Here is a 20231-nt window from a genome sequence, read left to right on the forward strand (position 1 = left end):
GTAGCCACAGTGGACTACTTGATCGGATGGCTCGTCCTCCTGCCGCTGCTGGGCGCCGGTGTGCTGCTCACCGGCGGCCGGAGGCTGGACCGTACGGGCCACTGGATCGGCACCGTGCTCGCGGGGTCGTCCTTCGCCGTCGCGGCGGTGCTCTTCTTCGACATGCTCGGTCGCGGCGGCGAGGACCGCGCGCTGCACTCGACCGCCTTCACCTGGATCTCGGTCGGGAGCTTCAAGGCGGACGTGGCCTTCCAGCTCGACCAGCTGTCGATGACCTTCGCGCTGCTGATCACCGGTGTGGGCACGCTCATCCACATCTACTCGATCGGCTACATGGAGCACGACGAGCGGCGCCGCCGCTTCTTCGGCTACCTCAACCTGTTCCTCGCGGCGATGCTCCTGCTGGTCCTCGCCGACAACTACCTGCTGCTGTACGTCGGCTGGGAGGGCGTGGGCCTCGCCTCGTACCTGCTCATCGGCTTCTGGCAGCACAAGCCCAGCGCGGCGACGGCGGCCAAGAAGGCCTTCATCGTCAACCGCGTCGGCGACGTCGGCCTGTCCATCGCGATCATGCTGATGTTCACCACCTTCGGCACCTTCTCCTTCGGGCCGGTCCTCGGCGCGGTGGACGGGGCGGGCGAGGGCGTCCTGACCGGCATCGGCCTGATGCTGCTGCTGGCCGCCTGCGGCAAGTCGGCCCAGGTCCCGCTGCAGTCCTGGCTCGGCGACGCGATGGAGGGCCCGACCCCGGTCTCGGCCCTGATCCACGCGGCGACGATGGTGACCGCGGGCGTCTACCTGATCACCCGCTCCGGCGCGATCTTCGACGCCGCGCCCACCGCCCAGGTGGCCGTGGTGACGGTCGGCGCGGTCACGCTGCTCTTCGGCGCGATCGTCGGTTGCGCCAAGGACGACATCAAGAAGGCGCTGGCCGGTTCGACGATGTCGCAGATCGGCTACATGGTGATGGCCGCGGGCCTCGGCCCGATCGGCTACGTCTTCGCGATCATGCACCTGGTCACCCACGGCTTCTTCAAGGCGGGGCTCTTCCTCGGCGCCGGATCGGTCATGCACGGCATGAACGACGAGGTGGACATGCGCAAGTACGGGGCCCTGCGCACGTACATGCCGGTCACCTTCGTCACGTTCGGCCTCGGCTACCTGGCGATCATCGGCTTCCCGGGCCTGTCCGGCTTCTTCTCCAAGGACAAGATCATCGAGGCCGCCTTCGCCAAGGGCGGCACCGAGGGCTGGATCCTCGGCGGCGCGGCCCTGCTGGGCGCGGCGATCACCGCGTTCTACATGACCCGCGTGATGCTGATGACCTTCTTCGGCGAGAAGCGCTGGCAGCCCGACGCGGACGGCCACGAGCCGCACCCGCACGAGTCGCCGAAGTCGATGACGATCCCCATGGTCGTCCTGGCCTTCGGCTCGGTCTTCGCCGGCTTCCTGTTCAGCTGGAACGAGGCCTTCGTGAAGTGGCTGGAGCCGGTCACCGGTCACGAGGAGGGCCACCCGCCGATCGGCGCGGGCGCGGTCACCGGCGCCACCATGGTGGTCATGGTGCTCGGCGTGGCCCTGGCCTGGGCCGTCTACGGACGCCGTCCGGTTCCGGCCGTCGCCCCGCGCGGCTCCTGGCTCACCCGCGCCGCCCGGCGCGACCTGCTCCAGGACGACTTCAACCACGTCGCCCTGGTGCTGCCCGGCGAGTACCTCACCCGCGGTCTGGTCTACGTGGACCACAAGGGTGTGGACGGCGTCGTCAACGGCACCGCTGCCGCCGTCGGCGGCCTCTCCGGCCGGATGCGGCGTCTCCAGAACGGTTATGTGCGCAGCTACGCCGTGTCGATGCTGGCGGGCACCGCGGTGCTGGTCGCCGCGACGCTGCTGATGAGGGGTGTTGCCTGATGTCGTTCCCCTTGCTCACCCTGACCGCCGGCCTGCCGGCGCTCGGCGCGATCGTGACCGCCGCCGTGCCGGCCGCGCGGCGCGGGGCCGCCAAGTGGCTCGCGCTGCTCGTCTCGCTGGCGACGCTCGTGCTGGCCGCCGTCGTCTTCGTGCGCTTCGACCCCGGCGGGGCCCGGTACCAGCTCACCGAGTCCCACGCCTGGATCGCCGACTTCGGCGTCCGCTACGAACTCGGCGTCGACGGCATCGGCGTCGCGCTGATCGCGCTGACCGCGCTGCTCGTCCCGTTCGTCATCGCCGCGGGCTGGCACGACGCAGACCCCCTGGAGGAGAAGAACCCCAACCGCCGCTGGCGGCCCACCCAGGGCTTCTTCGCGCTGATCCTGCTGGTCGAGGCGATGGTGATCATCTCCTTCGAGGCCACGGACGTCTTCCTCTTCTACATCTTCTTCGAGGCCATGCTCATCCCGATGTACTTCCTCATCGGAGGCTTCGGGGACCGTGCGCACGAGCACGGTGAGGAGGAGGCGGCCCGTCAGCGTTCCTACGCGGCGGTGAAGTTCCTGCTCTACAACCTGGCCGGCGGGCTCATCATGCTGGCCGCGGTCATCGGGCTCTACGCCGTCACCGCCGACCAGCTCGGGCAGGGCACCTTCTCCCTCCAGGAGATCCTCCAGGCCCGGGCGTCCGGCAAGCTCGACATGTCCACCACCGCCGAACGCGCCCTGTTCCTGGGCTTCTTCTTCGCGTTCGCGGTCAAGGCCCCGCTGTTCCCGCTGCACACCTGGCTGCCCAACGCCATGGGCGAGGCCACGGCGCCGGTCGCGGTCCTCATCACCGCGGTCGTCGACAAGGTCGGCACCTTCGCGATGCTCCGCTTCTGCCTCCAGCTCTTCCCGGAGGCCAGCAAGTGGGCGACGCCGGTGATCCTGGTGCTGGCGCTGATCAGCATCATCTACGGCGCCCTGCTCGCCGTCGGCCAGCGCGACATCAAGCGGCTGGTCGCCTACGCGTCGATCTCGCACTTCGGCTTCATCATCCTGGGCATCTTCGCGATGACCTCCCAGGGCCAGAGCGGCGCGACGCTGTACATGGTCAACCACGGCATCTCCACCGCCGCGCTGATGCTGGTCGCGGGCTTCCTGATCTCCCGCCGCGGCTCCCGGCTCATCGCCTCCTACGGCGGGGTGCAGAAGGTGGCCCCGGTGCTGGCCGGCACCTTCCTGATCGGCGGACTGGCCACCCTGTCGCTGCCGGGGCTCGCGCCCTTCGTCAGCGAGTTCCTCGTCCTCGTCGGGACGTTCAGCCGCTACCCGGCCATCGGGATCGTCGCCACCGCCGGCATCGTCCTCGCCGCGCTGTACGTCCTCGTCCTCTACCAGCGGACGATGACCGGCCCGGTGAAGGCCGGGGTCGAGGGCATGCCCGACCTGAAGGTCCGGGAACTCGCCGTCGTGGCGCCGCTGATCGCGCTGCTGCTCCTGCTCGGCGTCTACCCGAAGCCGCTGACCGACGTCGTCAACCCGGCGGTCGGGCAGACGCTCTCCGACGTGCACAAGACCGACCCCAAGCCGGCGCTGGAGGCATCCAAGTGAGCAGCACAGTTGCTGTCCACAGCCTGTGGACAACGGCGGCACCGCTCGCCGCCGACAAGATCACCGCGCCGAAGATCGAGTACGCCCAGCTCGCCCCGGTCCTGATCGTCTTCGGGGTGGCCGTCCTCGGCATCCTCCTCGAGGCGTTCGCGCCGCGGCGCTTCCGCTACACCGGGCAGGTCGGCCTCGCGGTCGTCGGCCTGGCCGCCTCCTTCGCCGCGGTCGTGGCGCTCGCGGCGGGCGGCTACGCCACGACGAAGGCCCACATCGCCGCCATGGGCGCGGTCGCCGTCGACGGCCCGGCCCTCTTCCTGCAGGGCACGATCCTGCTGGTGGGCCTGGTCGGGGTGTTCACCTTCGCCGAGCGCCGGCTCGACCCGAAGGCGCACGGCCGGCACGTCGACTCCTTCGCCGCGCAGGGCTCCGCGGTGCCCGGCAGCGACCAGGAGAAGGAGGCCGTCCGGGCCGGCTTCACCACCACCGAGGTCTTCCCGCTGCTGATGTTCGCCATCGGCGGCATGCTGATCTTCCCCGCGGCCAACGACCTGCTGACGCTCTTCGTGGCCCTGGAGGTCTTCTCCCTCCCGCTCTACCTGCTCTGCGCCCTCGCCCGGCGGCGCCGCCTGATGTCGCAGGAGGCGGCCGTCAAGTACTTCCTGCTGGGCGCCTTCTCCTCCGCCTTCCTGCTCTTCGGCATCGCCCTGCTGTACGGCTACGCGGGCACCGTCTCCTACTCCGGCATCGCGTCGGTGGTCGACGGCACCGCCAAGCTCACCCCGGCGCTCGCCGACTCGGCGGGCAACGACGCGCTGCTGCTGATCGGCGCCGCGCTGGTCGGCATGGGGCTGCTGTTCAAGGTGGGCGCCGTGCCCTTCCACATGTGGACGCCCGACGTCTACGAGGGCGCCCCGACCCCGGTCACCGGCTTCATGGCCGCGGCCACCAAGGTCGCCGCCTTCGGCGCGCTGCTGCGGCTGCTCTACGTGGTCCTGCCGGAGCTGCGCTGGGACTGGCGGCCGGTGCTGTGGGGCGTCGCGATCCTCACGATGCTGGTCGGCGCGATCGTGGCGGTCACCCAGACCGACGTGAAGCGCCTGCTCGCGTACTCCTCGATCGCCCACGCCGGGTTCATCCTGGCCGGTGTCATCGCGACCACGCCGGAGGGCGTCTCCTCGGTGCTCTTCTACCTGGCGGCGTACTCCTTCGTGACGCTCGGCGCCTTCGCGGTCGTCACGCTGGTGCGCGACGCCGGCGGGGAGGCCACGCACCTGTCGCGCTGGGCGGGTCTGGGGCGGCGCTCCCCGTTGGTGGCGGCGGTCTTCGCGGTCTTCCTGCTCGCCTTCGCCGGCATCCCGCTCACCTCGGGCTTCGCCGGGAAGTTCGCGGTCTTCAGCGCCGCCGCACAGGGTGGCGCGGTGCCGCTGGTGATCGTGGGTGTGATCTCGTCCGCGATCGCCGCGTTCTTCTACATCCGGGTCATCGTGCTGATGTTCTTCAGCGAGCCCAAGGCCGACGGCCCCACGGTCGCGGTGCCCTCGCCGCTGACCTCCACGGCCATCGCGGTGGGCGTGGCCGTCACCCTGGTGCTGGGCGTCGCGCCCCAGTACTTCCTGGACCTCGCGAACCAGGCGGGGGTCTTCGTCCGCTGACCCCCTCGCACGGCCCGAGCGCCCCGCGACCGGCTCCCCGGTCGCGGGGCGTCGTGCTGCCGTGACCTGCGCGCCGGGGCGCACTCCGGGCCGCCCATTGAGCCGCACAACGGGCCGCCCATTCGGCCTGTCACGCCTTGATCGCGCCAATTCCCCTCCGGTGCCGACTTCCTGACCTGCGTGCGCCCCCGACACCCCGATGGATTCGGCCACTTCGTGCCCCGGTGAACAGCGATTCTCGATTGTCTAAAGAGTTCGCAATGTCCGGAAAAGTCTTGCAGCGATGGTCAATTCGGGCTTAGCTTCCTTTCAGGTCACGGTCGGGAGGGGCCGATCAATACCGTGATCATTGGGGGGATTACGTGGTGAAGTCCGCGTTCGCGGTCGACCCTGCCGTGCCGGGGCTGATCGTGAAGATCGGGAACTATCCGCTGCACCACGGTGGCGTGGGGGCCATCCGCAGCCTGGGGAGGCTCGGGGTCCCCATGTACGCCGTCACCGAGGACCGGCGCACGCCCGCCGCGGCCTCCCGCTACCTGCGCGGGCGGTTCGTCTGGCCGACCACCGGACTGGAACCGGCGGAGCGCCTGGTCGAGGGACTGCGCCGGATCGGCCGCCGGATCGGGCGCCCCACGGTGCTCGTCCCGACCGACGAGGAGGCGGCCGTGCTCATCGCCGAGCACGCCGCGGAACTGGACGACCTCTTCCTCTTCCCGCGCGCCGACGACCCGGGGCTGTCCCGGCGCCTGGCCAGCAAGCAGGGTCTGCACGAGCTGTGCGTCCGGCACGGGGTGCCGACGCCCCGGGCGTCCTTCCCCGACTCGCCGGAGGAGGTCGAGAAGTTCGCGGCGGACGCCCGCTTCCCGGTCGTCGCCAAGAACCGGGAGGCCTTCGAGCGGCGCCGGGCACCCGCCGTACCCGGCACAACCCGGATCGACGACGCGGAGGAACTGCTGGCGCTGGCCCGCGGCTGGGGACCGAAGCCCGGCGTGATCCTCCAGGAGTACCTGCCGCGCGAGGAGGCCGAGGACTGGATCGTGCACGCCTACTTCGGGGACGGCGCGACGGAGCCGGTGGTGTTCACCGGGGTCAAGGTGCGTTCCTGGCCGCCGCACGCCGGAATGACGGCCTGCGCCTACGTGGTGGCCAACGAGGAACTCGCCGCGACGGCCCGCCGGTTCTGCGCGGCCATCGGATTCCGGGGCATCGCCGACCTCGACTGGCGCTACGACCGCCGCGACGGGCGCTACAAACTGCTCGACTTCAACCCCCGCATGGGCGCCCAGTTCCGGCTCTTCGAATCCGCGGCCGGGATCGACGTCGTCCGCGCGCAGCACCTGGACCTGACCGGCCGGGAGATCCCCCGGGCCGGGCAACTGGAGGGCCGGCGCTTCGTCGTCGAGAACATCGACCTGCCCGCCCTCCTGGCCTACCGCCGCAGCGGCTACACGACGCCCCACGCCCCCGCCCGCGCCACCGGCACCGAACTGGCCTGGCTGGCCGCCGACGACCCGCGGCCGTTCGTCACGATGCTCGCCCGCTTCGTGCGACCGGGCGCCCGGCACCTGATGCAGATGTACCGGTCACGACGTCGAACCGCGATGCGAAGGGAACACCCATGACGACGCCCGTTGCCGTGATCGGCGCCGGTCCGTACGGTCTGTCCACCACCGCACACCTGCGCGAACGGGGCGTTCCCGTACGCACCTTCGGCAACCCGATGGTCAGCTGGCGCGAGAACATGCCCTCCGCCATGGTGCTGAAGTCCACCCCCGCCGCCTCCGACATCTCCACCGCCCGGCCGGGCCACACCCTGCGCGACTTCTGCCTGGACGCCGGGGAGAAGCCGCTGGTCACCGACTGGGACCTGATCCCCGCCGAGACCTTCGTCCGCTACGGCCACTGGTTCCAGGAGCGGCTCGTCCCCGACCTGGAGCAGGTCGACGTGGTGTCCGTGGACCGGGCCGCGAGCGGCGGCTTCGAGCTCAAGCTGGACTCCGGCGAGCAGTTCCGGGCCCGGGCGGTCGTCGTCGCCAGCGGGCTGCACGGCCTGGCGTACACGCCCGACGTGCTGCGCCGCGTCACCCCCGACGGGCCGTCCGCGGCCGGGCCCGTCTCGCACAGCTCCCAGCACACCGACCCGGGCCGGCTCGCCGGACGCGAGGTGGTCGTCGTCGGCGCCGGGCAGTCCGCCCTGGAGAGCGCGGCGCTGCTCGCCGAGGCGGGCGCCACCGTACGGCTGCTGGCCCGCGGACGGCGCGCCGTGGGCTTCGGCGACCCCCCGGACCGGCAGCCGCGCCTGCGGCCCCCGTCGCCCTTCGGCCGGGCCTGGTCGCTGTACGCCTTCACGTACCACGCCCAGTACTTCCGCGGCCTGCCCGCGCCGCTGCGGCTGTACCTCGTGCGGCGCGTGCTGGGGCCGCTGGGGGCCTGGTGGCTGCGGGAGCGCTTCGAGGGCAAGGTCGCCGTCAGCGAGGGCCACACGCTGCGCAGCGCCCGCCTGGACGAGGACGGCGGGGTCGTGCTGTCCACCGCCGCTCCCGGCGGGCGGGCGGCCGAGTTCCGCGCCGACCACGTCATGGCCGCCACCGGCTACCGCGTCGACCTGGAGGCGCTGGACTTCCTCGGCCCGGAGCTGCGCGCCGAACTGGCCCGTACCGGCGGTTCGCCCCGGCTGGGCGCCGACTTCGGCTCCTCCGTCCCTGGGCTGTACTTCACCGGCCTGCCTGCCGCGGCCACCTTCGGGCCGGTGCTGCGCTTCGTGTGCGGTACGGAGTGGGCCTCGCCGCGCCTGGCGGCGGCGGTGGCGAAGACGTACGGGCGCTAGGAGGTCCGGGCCGACCCGGACCGGTTCCGCTCGGAGAGGGCTCGCGCGGCCATCCACGGCGCGGCTCCCCGCACTTGGCGGGGGGCCGCGCCGTTCGCCGTGCGCGCCGGGGACGTACCGGGGCGGCACACGGCGGGGGCACGGCGGACGCATGGCGGGCGGTCCGCGGGGAAGGCGGGACAGCGGGGAAGTCCCCGCGCGGGGCCCGTTCCGGGCGCCCCGTCAGGGGTGGTCCGAGGCGGCGGTGGGACGGCGGCCGGGCGGCGGAGCGGGGCCGAGGCGGTGCGAGGGACCGGGACGGGCCGGTGGCACAGGCGGGCAAAACCGGGCGTAGTGGCCCGAGGGGGCCATGCCCTCGCAGTGATCGAGAGGCGACCGGTTACTCTGCCGGTGTAGTAAAGCGCCACGCCGCAAGCCGCAGAAGCGATCTCAGCGACAGGAGAATCCCAGGTGACGACCGTCGTCGGGCCCTTCGGGCTGAGCGTCATGGACGAGGACCTCGAGTCCGGGGTCCGGGCCGGGCTGTCCGCCGTCGAGGAAGGCCTCATGGAGGCCACCAAGAGCGATGTGCCCTTCATCACAGAGGCGGCCCGCCACCTCGTGCACGCGGGCGGGAAGCGGTTCCGTCCCCTGCTGGCCCTGCTGGCCGCCCAGTTCGGCGACCCGCACGCGCCCGGCATCGTGCCGTCGGCCGTCGTGGTGGAACTGACGCACCTGGCCACGCTGTACCACGACGACGTCATGGACGAGGCCGACGTGCGCCGCGGGGTGGCGAGCGCCAACGCCCGCTGGGACAACTCGGTGGCCGTGCTGACCGGTGACTTCCTGTTCTCCAAGGCCTCGCACATACTGGCCGACCTCGGGCCGGAGGCCGTACGCATCCAGGCCGAGGCCTTCGAGCGGCTGGTCACCGGGCAGATCCTGGAGACCGTCGGCCCGCGCGACGGACGCGACCCGATCGACCACTACCTGGAAGTCATCGCCGGCAAGACGAGCTCCCTGATCGCCGTCTCGTGCCGCTTCGGCGCGATGATGTCCGGCGCCGACGAGGGCGTCGTCGACATCGTCACCCAGTACGGGGAGCGCGTCGGCACGGCCTTCCAGCTCGCCGACGACGTGCTGGACATCGCCAGCGACTCGCACGAGTCGGGCAAGACCCCGGGCACCGACCTCCGCGAGGGCGTGCCGACCCTGCCGGTGCTGCACCTGCGTGCGGCCGTGGCCAAGGCCGGCGGCTTCGCCTCGGCGGACGACCGGCGGCTGTGCGAACTGCTGGACGGCGATCTGACGGACGACCGGCGGCACGCCGAGGCACTGGGGCTGCTGCGCGCCCACCCGGCGCTCGAGCAGGCCCGCCGGGACACCGTGCGCTACGCGGACGAGGCGCGGGCCCTGCTGGCCCCGCTGCCCGACTGCGCCGCCAAGCGGGCCCTGGAGGGCCTCTGCGACGCCGTGGTGCACCGCGCGGGCTAGTCCCGCCCGGGCCGGCCCGCGACGGTCCGTCCCCGGCGCCCACGCGGCCCCCGCGGCCACGGGGGCGGGGGTGCCGGATGCCCTGAGCCGTTGTCAGGGGACGTCATCCCAGAGGTGTACGCGGAGTTGATCCCGGCGGGCGATGCGCCCGGGTGGCGGGATTGATGGGATAAGAGGCACCACCACACGGCGGATCGGGTGACAATGGCCCGAGGTGGACGAGTGCGACGCTGACGGGAACCCGCCGTTGACAACGGAGGTAGGGACGTAATGGCACCCATCCAGCCCATGGACGACGACCGGGAGCCCCGGCGCCGGGCCAAGGCGATACGTTACGCGGTCCCGGTGGCGGCGGCGGGAGTCGCCGCGGCCACCATCGGGCTCGTACCGGCGCTCGCGAGCGCCGGCAGCCCGGATCTGCCCAGGATCACGGCCGAGGAGCTGATCGCCAAGGTCGCGGCCTCGGACACCGAGACGATCTCCGGATCGGTCCGCATCAGCACGGACTTCGGCCTGCCGGCCGTGCTGACCGGCGCCACGGGCGCCGCGGGGCCGTTCGGCGGAGGCGGCGGCCGCGGGGACTCCTCGGCCGACCCTCAGGAGCAGCTGCCCCAGCTGCTGGCCGGCTCCCACACCCTGCGCGTGGCGGCCGACGGCCCGCAGCGGCAGAAGGTGTCGATCGTCCAGAACGCCGCCGAGTACAGCCTCATCCACAACGGTGACGAGGTCTGGGCCTACGACAGCGGCAGCAACCAGGCCTACCACCTGACCGGCCTCCCGCAGGAGACGCAGGGTGAGGACCGGGCCAAGGGCGGGCACGAGCTGCCCGAGGGCTGGCCGGCCACCCCGCAGGAGGCCGCCAAGAAGATCCTCGACGCGGCGGACGACACCTCCACCGTCAGCGTGGACGGCACCGCGCGCATCGCCGGGCGGGACGCCTACCAGCTGGTGGTCACGCCCAAGGCGACCGACTCCACGGTCGGGGCGATCCGGATCGGCGTCGACGCCGGCACCGGTGTGCCGCTGAAGTTCACCCTCGCCCCGCGGGGCGGCGGGAAGGCCATCGTCGACGTGGCCTTCACCAAGGTCGACTTCTCCCGGCCCGCCGCCTCCACCTTCGACTTCACCCTGCCCAAGGGCGCCGAGGTCACGACGGAGAAGGCCGGCGAGAAGGCGGCGGAGAAGCCCGGGCAGCAGGGCCGCGGGGCGCACGAGGAGTTCGGTGGCCTCGGCGGCGGCCTGGAGGGCCTGCAGGGCCTGGACGTCCTCGGCAAGGGCTGGGACTCCATCGCCGAGCTGCGGCTGCCGCAGGAGGCGCTCAACGCCGAACCCTCCAAGGGCGGCGAAGGGGCCCCGGGCCTCGGCGGGCAGGGGCTGCTCGGCACCTTCGGCAAGGAGGTCAAGGGCGACTTCGGCACCGGCACGGTGGTCAGCACCCGCCTGGTGAACGCCCTGATCACCGACAGCGGCAAGGTCTACGTGGGCACCGTGACCCAGGACGCCCTGATCAAGGCCGCCGACGCGGCCGCGAAGTAGGGCGCGGAGCAGGGCACCGTCACAGAGCGAAGGAGCGCCGATGGGGGAGCCGTCCGCCCAGACCGGTGAGCACGCGATCTCCACGAGCGGGCTCTCCAAGAGGTACCGCGGCGGACAGCTCGCCGTCGACGGCCTCGACCTGGCCGTCCCCCGCGGCAGCGTCTTCGGCTTCCTGGGGCCCAACGGCTCCGGGAAGACGACGACGATCCGCATGCTGATGGGGCTCATCGCCCCGACCTCCGGCACGGCGCGGGTGCTCGGCGAGCCCATCCCGCGCGCGGTGCGCAGCGTCCTGCCGCGCGTGGGCGCGCTGATCGAGGGTCCTGCCCTCTACGGCTTCCTCTCCGGCCGGGACAACCTGCTGCGCTTCGACGCCGCCGATCCGACCGCCGGACCCCGCACCCGCCGGGCGCGGGTCGACACCGCCCTGGAGCGGGTGGGCCTGGCCGCCGCGGCGGGCAAGAAGGCGCGGGCCTACTCGCTGGGCATGAAGCAGCGGCTCGGCCTGGCGGCCGCGCTGCTGCGGCCCAGGGAGCTGCTGGTGCTGGACGAGCCCACCAACGGCCTGGACCCGCAGGGCATGCGGGAGATCCGCTCGCTCGTCAGGGAACTGGCCGCGGACGGCACCACGGTCTTCCTCTCCTCCCACCTCCTCGACGAGATCGAACAGGTCTGCACGCACGCCGCCGTGATGTCCCGCGGCCGGCTGATCACCCAGGGCCCGGTGGAGGCGCTGTCCTCCGCCGGGCGCCTGGTGGTCAGCACCCCCGACCCCGCCGAGGCGGTGCGCGTCCTGAAGGAGCAGGGGGTCACCGGTCTCGCCGCCGACGGCGACCGGGTCACCGGGGAACTGCCGCAGGACCCGGCGGCGCTCCCCGAACTCGCCGCTCTCAACGCCGCACTCGTCGCCGCCGGAGTCCGCGTCCGCGGCTTCGGCGTCGAACGGGCGTCGCTGGAGGACGCGTTCGTCGCGCTGACCGGAGAGGGCTTCGATGTCGCAGGCTGACACCCTGACCAGGTCGGTGTGGCCGATCCGCTCGCTCGGGCTGTTCCGCAGCGAACTGGTGACCGTGCTCCGCCGCTGGCGCACCCTCGCCCTGCTGGCCGTCCTGGCCGGGGTCCCGGTGCTCATCGGCATCGCGGTGCGGATCGAGACCGGTGACGGCGGCTCGGCCGGCGGCGGTGGCGGGGACGGCCCGGCCTTCGTCGCGCTGATCACCAACAACGGTCTGTTCCTGGTGTTCGCCTCACTCGCGGCGACCCTGCCCTTCTTCCTCCCCATGGCGATCGGTGTCGTGGCGGGCGACGCCATCGCCGGCGAGGCCAACGCGGGCACCCTGCGCTACCTGCTGGTGGCCCCGGCCGGGCGCACCCGTCTGCTGGTCTCCAAATACGCCTCCGTCCTGGCCTTCTGCCTGATCGGCACGCTCGTCGTGGCCGTCTCGGCACTGGTCACCGGCGCGCTGCTCTTCCCCCTCGGCGACGTCACCCTGCTGTCGGGCACGACCGTCCCCTTCTCCGAGGGGCTGCTGCGCGCGCTGCTGGTCGCCCTGGTCGTGGCCGCCTCGCTCACCGGCATCGCCGCGCTGGGCCTGTTCATCTCCACGCTCACCACCAGCGGTATCGCCGCCATGGCGACCACCGTGGGCCTGCTGATCACCGTGCAGATCGTCGACACCATCCCCCAACTGCACGCCGTGCAGCCCTACCTCTTCCCGCACTACTGGCTGAGCTTCGCCGACCTGGTCCGCGACCCCGTCTACTGGGACGAGATGCGCAGCAACTTCCAGCTCCAGGCCCTCTACGTCGCCGTGTTCGGATCCGCGGCCTGGGCCCGCTTCACCACCCGCGACGTCACGGCCTGAGGCCACCGACCGCCGGCCGCCGGTCAGCTGAAGAAGTTCTTCGCCCGGCCCAGTGCCGCCGTGTCCCGCAGGATGTCGCCCGGCCTGCTGCCGTAGCCCAGCAACGCCCCGCCCCAGCGCATCCCGGCGTAGTCCGCCGTGTGGCGCAGGGTGCCCACCAGCGGGGCCGCCGTCGCCGGGTTCCGGCCGCCGTGCACGGTCACCGACCACAGGGTCTTGCCGCGCATCCGCTCCAGGAAGTCCAGCCCCGGCACCCGCATCCACCCCGACCAGTGGTCCAGGTAGAGCTTGGTGGAGGTCGAGACGCTGTACCAGTACAGCGGGGAGACCACCACGATGTCGGTGGCCGCCAAGGTGGCCTCCAGGAGCGTCGCGGCATGCCCGGACGGCGCGGGATAGCGGCCCTCGCCCTCGTGCCGGACGTCCTCGAAGAGCGGCAGCGGCAGGTCCTTGAGCCGCAGCCAGCGCCGGTCCGCCGTGGGCGGAAGCTGCTCGGCCGCCTGCCGCGCCAGCGTCTCGGTGTTGCCGTCGGCGCGGCTGCTTCCCACCAGGAAGAGGAACGACCGCTCTGAGTCCGACACCCCGTCATCTCCTTGCGTGTGCATTAGTTGCGTACGCATGGAGATGTTTTCACCGCTCCGCCTCCGCCGTCAAGGCGAGCGCACGAGGGCTATGCGACGTCGAACTCGTTGCCCTCCGGGTCGGCCATGACGACCCAGGTGCCCGAGGGCTCGGCTATCCGCCGCAGCACCTTCGCGCCGAGCGCTTCCAGCCGGGCCACCTCCTCCTCCCGTCGCCCCTCGCCGGGGTGGAGGTCGATGTGCAGCCGGTTCTTCGCCGTCTTGGCCTCGGGCACCCGCTGGAAGAGGATGCGCCGCCCGAGGCCGCTGCCCCTCTCCTCGTCGTACGGGTCGTCCGGATGCCGCACGGCGGCCAGGTCCCGCCAGGCCGCACGGCCGGCGACCTCCGTCAGGATCTCCTCCGTGACGGCGCCGAAGCCCCGCAGCTTCCCGATCAGCACGCTGTGGTCCTCGAGCGTGTACTCCAGGGCCTCCGCCCAGAAGGCGGCCTGCTGATGCGGATCCGCCGCGTCGATCACGAGCTTCCAGTGAACTGCCATGACGAGCCCCCTCGTTCGCGTCCCCGCCGGCCGCGACCGACGCTCGTAACCAGTTATATTGGTTACATGACGGAGCCCGCAATCGGTCTGGTCCTCCATTCATCCGAAGGAGTTGCCTACCGCTTCGACCCGGGCGCTCTCGGCCTGGAACTGCTGCCCACCGGCGGCCCCGGCGCCCACGCCGGCCACGAGGTCCTCCAGGGCCCCGCCGACCTGGCCCGCTGGGCGGCGGCGTCCCGGCTGCGCCCCTACCCCGGCGCCCTCACCGTCTCCCCGGACGACGTCGCCGTGGCCCGCTACCTGCGCGACGCGCTCTGGCGCATCGCCGTCGCCCGCGTCCACGGGGAGCCGCTCCCCGCCCCCGACCTCGTCGTCCTCAACGAGGCGGCCGCCTGGCGTCCCCCCGCACTGCGCCTGGCCCCCGACGGGAGCCGCAGCTGGCGCACCCCGGTCACCGGGAACCAGGTCCTGGCGGCCGTCGCGCGGGACGCGGTGGAGCTCTTCTCCGGCCCGTACGCCGACCGCGTACGGGAATGCTCCGCCCACGACTGCCGGCTGGTCTTCGTGGACACCTCGCGCCCGGGCAGGCGTCGCTGGTGCTCCATGGAGCACTGCGGAAACCGCCACAAGGTCCGTGCCCACCGCTCCCGCCGGGAGGCGCCGCAGACGCGGACGCCGCCGCTCACCCCGTGACGGCCCCGCGTGGCGCCGCCTCGTCCGGCACCACGGCGGCGTCGCGCACCGCGATCCGGCCGCGCCGGGCGGCGCGCAGCGCGTCCCAGGTCAGCAGGGCCAGGGCGAGCCAGACGAGGCCGAAGCCGGCCCAGCGCTCGGCCGGCATCTCCTCGTGGAACCAGAGGAGTCCGAGCCCGAACTGGAAGACCGGGGCCAGGTACTGCAGCAGCCCCAGCATGCTCAGCGGGATGCGGATGGCCGCCGCGCCGAAGCAGATCAGCGGCACCGCGGTGACGACGCCGCAGGCGGCCAGCAGGGAGGCGTGCCCGGCCCCGTGCGAGGCGAAGGTTGTCTCCCCCCGGGTGCCGAGGAAGAGCAGGTAGCCAAGGGCCGGCAGGAACTGGATCGCCGTCTCCGCCGCCAGCGACTCCAGGCCGCCCATGCCGACCTTCTTCTTGATGAAGCCGTACGTGGCGAAGGAGCAGGCCAGCGTCAGCGCGATCCAGGGCAGCCGCCCGTACCCGAGGGTCAGCACCAGGACGGCGGCGGCGCCGACGCCCACGGCCGCCCACTGCGCGGGCCGCAGCCGCTCGTGCAGCACGAGGACGCCGAGGGCGATGGTGACCAGCGGGTTGATGAAGTAGCCCAGCGAGGTCTCGACGACGTGGCCGCTGTTGACGCCCCAGATGTACAGGCCCCAGTTCACGGATATGACGGCCGCGGCCACGGCGAGCATCGCGAGCCGCCGCGGCTGCCGCAGGAGTTCGGGGACCCACGCCCAGCGGCGCATCGCCAGCAGCACGACGGAGACGACGACCAGCGACCAGACCATGCGGTGCGCGAGGATCTCGCCCGCGCCGGACGGTTCGAGGAGCGGCCAGTAGAGGGGGAAGAGCCCCCAGAGCCCGTAGGCAACGAATCCGTACAGCAGACCGGCACGCTGCTCGCTCACTCGTTCCTCCCGGGACGCTCGCCGACTGCTCGAAGGTAGCGTGCGGGGCCTCCTCCCGTCATCTGCGTATCGCATGACGGTCATGACACCTTCGCCGCAGGTCGGGAACGCGCCGGGACGGGCCGCGGGCGGGCCGCGGACGGGCCCCGCGAGTGGAGCGCCGCCCGCCGCCCCGCCGCCCGGGGTCAGCTCTTGAGCGCCGCCGCGATGGTGTCCGCGAGCGGGGTGGTGGGACGTCCGATCAGCCGGGCGAGGTCGCCGCTGCCGCCCTGGAGGAGGCCGCGGGAGATGCCGGCGACGTCCACGTCGACGTAGACCGCGGCCATCTGCCCGGGCAGCCCGGCGCCGGTCAGGACCGCCAGGAAGGCGTCTGCGGGCAGGTCGGCGTAGGCCACCGGCCGGCCGGACTGGCGGGCCAGTTCGGCGGCGTACTCGGCCATCGTCCAGGCCTCGTCCCCGCTGAGCTCGTACACGGCGTTCTCGTGCCCCTCGCCGGTCAGCACGGCCGCGGCGGCGTCCGCGTAGTCCCGGCGGGCGGCGGAGCCGACGCGGCCCTCGCCCGCGCTGCCCGCGACGCCGTGCTCCAGCTGGGTGGGGATCTGCGCCGTGTAGTTCTCGGTGTACCAGCCGTTGCGTAGCATCGTGTAGGTCAGGCCGGAGTCCAGCAGGGCCTGCTCGGTGGCGTGGTGCTCGGCGGCGAGCAGGTAGTCGGCGGCCGGTCCGCCGAGGATGCCGGTGTACGCGAGCCGCGCGACCCCCGCCTCCTTGGCGGCCTCGATCACGGCGGTGTGCTGGGCGACGCGCTGCCCGACCTCGCTGCCCGAGATCAGCAGCACCACGTCGCCCGCCTGGAAGGCGCCCTTGAGTGTCCCGGGTGCGTTGTAGTCGGCCACCCGGAGCTCGACGCCCCGGGCGGCCAGGTCCGCGGCCTTGTCGGCGTCGCGCACGACGGCCACGACCGCCTCGGCCGGTACCTCGGCCAGCAGCCGGTCCACGACGAGGCGGCCCAGCTGTCCGGTGGCTCCGGTGACGACGATGCTCATGAGGGGTTCACTCCAGTTTCCTTAGTCCCCGTCGGTGATGACTGGACTAACCCTAGGGCTGGTACTAACTTCCAGAAAGTACCCACTTCAAAGTAAGCTAGTGGTATGGACGTAAGGGAAGAGCTGAGCGAGGTGCTCCAGGCGCCCCCCGACGTGAACGCGCGCAACTGTCCCTCGCGCGTGATCCTCGAGCACGTGACCAGCCGCTGGGGTGTGCTGGTGCTGGCGGCGCTGACCGACGGCACCCTGCGCTTCAGCGAGCTGCGCCGCACGGTCGGCGGGGTCAGCGAGAAGATGCTCGCCCAGACCCTGCAGACGCTGGAGCGCGACGGCTTCGTGCACCGCGAGGCGCACCCCGTCATCCCGCCGCGCGTCGAGTACTCCCTCACCCCGCTCGGCAAGGAGGCCGCCGACCAGGTCTGGGCGCTCGCCCGCTGGACCGAGCGGCGCACCGAGCAGGTCATGGCGGCCCGCCGGACGTACGACGGGGCCCGGGCCTGATCGTCAGGCCCGGGCCCCGTACGGCGGCCTCGGTGGGCGCCGTGGGCGGGTGGGCTCAGCCCACGACCGTCCAGGTGTCGGTGCCGGCCAGCATGGCGGCGAGGTCGCCCTTGCCGTGCTGCTCGACGGCCTGCTCCAGCTGCTCGGACATCAGGGCGTCGTAGACCGGCCGTTCGACGCTGCGGAACACGCCGATCGGCGTGTGGTGCAGCGTGTCGGGGTCGGCGAGTCTGGACAGGGCGAAGGCGGTCGTGGGCGTCGCGGCGTGCGCGTCGTGGACCAGCACCTCGTCCTCGTTCGACGCGTCGACGTCGACGACCCTCAGGTCTCCGGTCGCCCGGTCGCGCACGACGCCCTTGGCGGCGTCCGCGCCGAAGCGGATCTGCTCCCCGTGCTCCAGCCGGATCACCGCGTTCTCGGCGGAGGTCCGGTCCTTCAGCACCTCGAAGGCGCCGTCGTTGAAGATGTTGCAGTTCTGGTAGATCTCCACGAAGGCCGTGCCCGGGTGCGCGGCGGCCGCCCGCAGCACGCTCGTGAGGTGCTTGCGGTCGGAGTCGACGGTGCGGGCCACGAAGGAGGCCTCCGCGCCCAGCGCCAGCGAGACCGGGTTGAAGGGCGCGTCCAGCGAGCCCATCGGCGTCGACTTGGTGATCTTGCCGAGCTCGGAGGTCGGGCTGTACTGCCCCTTGGTCAGGCCGTAGATCCGGTTGTTGAAGAGCAGGATCTTGAGGTTCACGTTGCGCCGCAGCGAGTGGATCAGGTGGTTGCCGCCGATGGACAGCGCGTCGCCGTCACCGGTGACCACCCACACCGACAGGTCGCGTCGTGAGGCGGCCAGCCCGGTCGCGATGGCCGGGGCGCGGCCGTGGATGGAGTGCATCCCGTAGGTGTTCATGTAGTACGGGAAGCGGGAGGAGCAGCCGATCCCCGAGACGAAGACGATGTTCTCCCGGGCCAGGCCCAGTTCGGGCATGAAGCCCTGCACCGCGGCGAGGATCGCGTAGTCACCGCAGCCGGGGCACCAGCGCACTTCCTGGTCCGACTTGAAGTCCTTCATGGACTGCTTGGCCTCGGCCTTGGGGACCAGGGACAGCGCCGGCAGCCCGGGCGTGCGGTGTTCGACGGCAGGAGCCTCAGACATCTGCGCTCTCCTCCTGGATGGCGGCAGCGAGTTGCTCGGCCTTGAAGGGCAGGCCGGTGACCTGGGTGTGCGAGCGTGCGTCGACCAGGTACCTCGCCCGCAGCAGGTGGGCGAGCTGGCCGAGGTTCATCTCCGGGACCACTACCTTCTGGTAACGACCGAGGACCTCCCCGAGATTCCGCGGGAAGGGGTTCAGATGGCGCAGATGGACCTGTGCGACCGCGCCCCCTGCGCCCCTGATGCGCCGTACGGCCGCCGTGATCGGCCCGTACGTCGAGCCCCAGCCGACGACCAGCGTCCGTGCCTCGCCGTCCGGGTCGTCGACGACCACGTCGGGCACCTCGATGCCGTCGATCTTGGCCTGCCGGGTGCGCACCATCAGGTCGTGGTTGGCCGGGTCGTACGAGATGTGCCCGGTGCCGTCCTGCTTCTCGATGCCGCCGATCCGGTGCTCCAGGCCCGGAGTGCCCGGTACCGCCCAGGGGCGGGCCAGGGTCTCCGGGTCGCGCAGGTACGGCCAGAACTCCTCGGTGCCGTCCTCCGCGACGTGGTTGGGCGACGTCGCGAACTGCACCCGCAGGTCGGGCAGCTCGTCCAGTTCGGGGACCCGCCACGGCTCGGAGCCGTTGGCCAGGTAGCCGTCGGAGAGCAGCAGGACCGGGGTGCGGTAGGTCAGCGCGATGCGGGCCGCCTCCAGCGCCGCGCCGAAGCAGTCGCCGGGGGTGCACGGCGCCACGATCGGGACCGGCGCCTCGCCGTTGCGGCCGTACATCGCCTGCAGCAGGTCGGCCTGCTCGGTCTTGGTCGGCAGGCCCGTCGACGGGCCGCCGCGCTGGATGTCGACGACCAGCAGCGGCAGCTCCAGCGACACCGCGAGCCCGATGGTCTCCGACTTCAGCGCGACGCCCGGACCGGAGGTCGTGGTGACGGCCAGCGAGCCGCCGAAGGCCGCGCCGAGCGCGGCGCCGATGCCGGCGATCTCGTCCTCGGCCTGGAAGGTGCGCACGCCGAAGTTCTTGTGCTTGCTCAGCTCGTGCAGGATGTCCGAGGCCGGGGTGATCGGGTACGAACCCAGGAAGAGCGGCAGGTCCGCCTGCCGGCTCGCGGTGACCAGGCCGTACGACAGGGCCAGGTTCCCCGAGATGTTGCGGTAGGTGCCCGCCGGGAACGCCGCCTCGGCCGGGGCCACCTCGTAGCTGACCGCGAAGTCCTCGGTCGTCTCGCCGAAGTTCCAGCCCGCCCGGAAGGCCGCGACGTTCGCCTCGGCCAGCTCGGGCTTCTTCGCGAACTTCTTGCGCAGGAAGTCCTCGGTGCCCTCGGTGGGACGGTGGTACATCCACGACAGCAGCCCGAGCGCGAACATGTTCTTGCTGCGCTCGGCCTCCTTGCGGGTCAGCGGGAATTCCTTGAGCGCCTCGACCGTCAGGGTGGTCAGCGGTACCGGGTGCACCGCGTAGCCCGACAGCGAGCCGTCCTCCAGCGGCGAGGCCGCGTAGCCGACCTTGCCCATCGCGCGGGAGGTGAACTCGTCCGTGTTGACGATGACCTCCGCGCCGCGCGGCAGGTCGCCGATGTTCGCCTTCAGTGCCGCCGGGTTCATCGCGACCAGGACGTTCGGGGCGTCGCCCGGGGTGAGGATGTCGTGGTCGGCGAAGTGCAACTGGAAGCTGGAGACGCCCGGCAGGGTGCCTGCCGGGGCCCGGATCTCGGCCGGGAAGTTCGGCAGGGTCGACAGATCGTTGCCGAACGACGCCGTTTCCGAGGTGAACCGGTCTCCCGTGAGCTGCATGCCGTCGCCGGAGTCCCCGGCGAAGCGGATCACCACCCGATCGAGCTTCCTGGTCTCCTTGGCCGGTTTCCGCTGCTCTCCCAGAACGGGACGATCGGGGGTTGTCGGGCTGCTGACCTGGCTGGTCACTGAATCGGACCTCCTTCGAGGCGGCGGC

Annotated in this window: 17 protein-coding genes; 11 read left to right on the forward strand and 6 right to left on the reverse strand. The window is 72.1% G+C overall.

The annotated features are described in order from the left end of the window. Nucleotides 1–9 precede the first annotated feature (9 nt). From nuoL to ACZ7MY_RS29770, 9 genes are all read left to right on the forward strand, one after another. A complete protein-coding gene (nuoL, locus tag ACZ7MY_RS29730; protein ID WP_499606379.1) occupies nucleotides 10–1908 on the forward strand; it encodes an NADH-quinone oxidoreductase subunit L in 1899 nt (632 codons plus the stop codon). Next, nucleotides 1908–3503: an NADH-quinone oxidoreductase subunit M gene (locus ACZ7MY_RS29735; protein ID WP_499606380.1), complete on the forward strand. Its 1596-nt coding sequence runs from the start codon at nucleotides 1908–1910 to the stop codon at nucleotides 3501–3503. Before nuoL ends, ACZ7MY_RS29735 begins: the two co-directional genes overlap by 1 nt. Beyond that, on the forward strand, nucleotides 3500–5152 hold the full coding sequence (gene nuoN, locus ACZ7MY_RS29740; RefSeq protein WP_499606381.1) for an NADH-quinone oxidoreductase subunit NuoN: 1653 nt from the start codon (nucleotides 3500–3502) through the stop codon (nucleotides 5150–5152). The genes ACZ7MY_RS29735 and nuoN overlap by 4 nt, the downstream gene beginning before the upstream one ends. 362 nt (nucleotides 5153–5514) lie before the next feature. Beyond that, the gene (locus tag ACZ7MY_RS29745; RefSeq protein ID WP_499606382.1) at nucleotides 5515–6774 is read left to right on the forward strand and encodes a carboxylate--amine ligase; all 1260 of its coding nucleotides are present in this window, start codon (nucleotides 5515–5517) and stop codon (nucleotides 6772–6774) included. After that, nucleotides 6771–7979 carry an FAD-dependent oxidoreductase gene (locus ACZ7MY_RS29750; RefSeq protein ID WP_499606383.1) on the forward strand — a complete coding sequence of 403 codons (1209 nt, stop codon included), beginning with the start codon at nucleotides 6771–6773 and terminating at the stop codon, nucleotides 7977–7979. Before ACZ7MY_RS29745 ends, ACZ7MY_RS29750 begins: the two co-directional genes overlap by 4 nt. A 486-nt stretch (nucleotides 7980–8465) precedes the next feature. After that, a complete protein-coding gene (locus ACZ7MY_RS29755) occupies nucleotides 8466–9452 on the forward strand; it encodes a polyprenyl synthetase family protein (protein WP_499606469.1) in 987 nt (328 codons plus the stop codon). Between the two features lie 270 nt (nucleotides 9453–9722). After that, nucleotides 9723–10988, forward strand: a complete 1266-nt coding sequence (locus tag ACZ7MY_RS29760; RefSeq protein ID WP_499606384.1) for a LolA family protein — start codon at nucleotides 9723–9725, stop codon at nucleotides 10986–10988. A 40-nt stretch (nucleotides 10989–11028) separates the two neighbouring features. Next, nucleotides 11029–11994, forward strand: coding sequence for an ABC transporter ATP-binding protein (locus ACZ7MY_RS29765; RefSeq protein WP_499606385.1), 966 nt, complete (start codon nucleotides 11029–11031; stop codon nucleotides 11992–11994). Continuing rightward, on the forward strand, nucleotides 11981–12853 hold the full coding sequence (locus tag ACZ7MY_RS29770) for an ABC transporter permease (RefSeq protein WP_499606386.1): 873 nt from the start codon (nucleotides 11981–11983) through the stop codon (nucleotides 12851–12853). Before ACZ7MY_RS29765 ends, ACZ7MY_RS29770 begins: the two co-directional genes overlap by 14 nt. A gap of 23 nt (nucleotides 12854–12876) precedes the next feature. Here the strand turns inward: ACZ7MY_RS29770 and ACZ7MY_RS29775 are convergent, their stop codons facing one another. Further along, nucleotides 12877–13434 carry a flavodoxin family protein gene (locus ACZ7MY_RS29775; protein ID WP_499606387.1) on the reverse strand — a complete coding sequence of 186 codons (558 nt, stop codon included), beginning with the start codon at nucleotides 13432–13434 and terminating at the stop codon, nucleotides 12877–12879. Nucleotides 13435–13523: 89 nt separating this feature from the next. Next, complete coding sequence (locus tag ACZ7MY_RS29780; RefSeq protein WP_499606388.1) at nucleotides 13524–13973, reverse strand: VOC family protein; 450 nt, start codon at nucleotides 13971–13973, stop codon at nucleotides 13524–13526. 66 nt (nucleotides 13974–14039) lie between these two features. On the opposite strand from ACZ7MY_RS29780, the gene ACZ7MY_RS29785 reads away from it, so the two are divergent. Then, a complete protein-coding gene (locus ACZ7MY_RS29785; RefSeq protein ID WP_499606389.1) occupies nucleotides 14040–14666 on the forward strand; it encodes a CGNR zinc finger domain-containing protein in 627 nt (208 codons plus the stop codon). Here the strand turns inward: ACZ7MY_RS29785 and rarD are convergent. Both rarD and ACZ7MY_RS29795 read right to left on the reverse strand, forming a co-directional pair. Beyond that, nucleotides 14656–15600 (reverse strand): EamA family transporter RarD, encoded by a 945-nt coding sequence (gene rarD / locus ACZ7MY_RS29790; RefSeq protein ID WP_499606390.1) that lies wholly within the window; start codon nucleotides 15598–15600, stop codon nucleotides 14656–14658. The two genes, ACZ7MY_RS29785 and rarD, sit on opposite strands and share 11 nt — an antisense overlap. Before the next feature lie 185 nt (nucleotides 15601–15785). Further along, nucleotides 15786–16643, reverse strand: a complete 858-nt coding sequence (locus tag ACZ7MY_RS29795) for an NAD(P)H-binding protein (RefSeq protein WP_499606391.1) — start codon at nucleotides 16641–16643, stop codon at nucleotides 15786–15788. A gap of 105 nt (nucleotides 16644–16748) precedes the next feature. Between ACZ7MY_RS29795 and ACZ7MY_RS29800 the strand changes: the two genes are divergently transcribed. Further along, nucleotides 16749–17144 (forward strand): winged helix-turn-helix transcriptional regulator, encoded by a 396-nt coding sequence (locus ACZ7MY_RS29800; RefSeq protein ID WP_499606392.1) that lies wholly within the window; start codon nucleotides 16749–16751, stop codon nucleotides 17142–17144. A 55-nt stretch (nucleotides 17145–17199) separates the two neighbouring features. Here the strand turns inward: ACZ7MY_RS29800 and ACZ7MY_RS29805 are convergent, their stop codons facing one another. Then, nucleotides 17200–18285 (reverse strand): 2-oxoacid:ferredoxin oxidoreductase subunit beta, encoded by a 1086-nt coding sequence (locus ACZ7MY_RS29805; protein ID WP_499606393.1) that lies wholly within the window; start codon nucleotides 18283–18285, stop codon nucleotides 17200–17202. Continuing rightward, complete coding sequence (locus ACZ7MY_RS29810) at nucleotides 18278–20203, reverse strand: 2-oxoacid:acceptor oxidoreductase subunit alpha (protein WP_499606394.1); 1926 nt, start codon at nucleotides 20201–20203, stop codon at nucleotides 18278–18280. The genes ACZ7MY_RS29805 and ACZ7MY_RS29810 overlap by 8 nt, the downstream gene beginning before the upstream one ends. Nucleotides 20204–20231 lie beyond the last annotated feature (28 nt).

The sequence above is a fragment of the Streptomyces sp. NPDC111520 genome, from assembly GCF_055635295.1.

What these genes read in the sequence shown, in the direction of transcription:
- ACZ7MY_RS29735 (WP_499606380.1), top strand. Translation starts at nt 1,908, where the DNA reads ATGTCGTTCCCCTTGCTCACCCTGACCGCCGGCCTGCCGGCGCTCGGC.
- ACZ7MY_RS29750 (WP_499606383.1), top strand. Translation starts at nt 6,771, where the DNA reads ATGACGACGCCCGTTGCCGTGATCGGCGCCGGTCCGTACGGTCTGTCC.
- ACZ7MY_RS29755 (WP_499606469.1), top strand. Translation starts at nt 8,466, where the DNA reads ATGGACGAGGACCTCGAGTCCGGGGTCCGGGCCGGGCTGTCCGCCGTC.
- ACZ7MY_RS29760 (WP_499606384.1), top strand. Translation starts at nt 9,723, where the DNA reads ATGGCACCCATCCAGCCCATGGACGACGACCGGGAGCCCCGGCGCCGG.
- ACZ7MY_RS29765 (WP_499606385.1), top strand. Translation starts at nt 11,029, where the DNA reads ATGGGGGAGCCGTCCGCCCAGACCGGTGAGCACGCGATCTCCACGAGC.
- ACZ7MY_RS29770 (WP_499606386.1), top strand. Translation starts at nt 11,981, where the DNA reads ATGTCGCAGGCTGACACCCTGACCAGGTCGGTGTGGCCGATCCGCTCG.
- ACZ7MY_RS29780 (WP_499606388.1), bottom strand. Translation starts at nt 13,973, where the DNA reads ATGGCAGTTCACTGGAAGCTCGTGATCGACGCGGCGGATCCGCATCAG.
- ACZ7MY_RS29785 (WP_499606389.1), top strand. Translation starts at nt 14,040, where the DNA reads ATGACGGAGCCCGCAATCGGTCTGGTCCTCCATTCATCCGAAGGAGTT.
- ACZ7MY_RS29795 (WP_499606391.1), bottom strand. Translation starts at nt 16,643, where the DNA reads ATGAGCATCGTCGTCACCGGAGCCACCGGACAGCTGGGCCGCCTCGTC.
- ACZ7MY_RS29800 (WP_499606392.1), top strand. Translation starts at nt 16,749, where the DNA reads ATGGACGTAAGGGAAGAGCTGAGCGAGGTGCTCCAGGCGCCCCCCGAC.
- ACZ7MY_RS29805 (WP_499606393.1), bottom strand. Translation starts at nt 18,285, where the DNA reads ATGTCTGAGGCTCCTGCCGTCGAACACCGCACGCCCGGGCTGCCGGCG.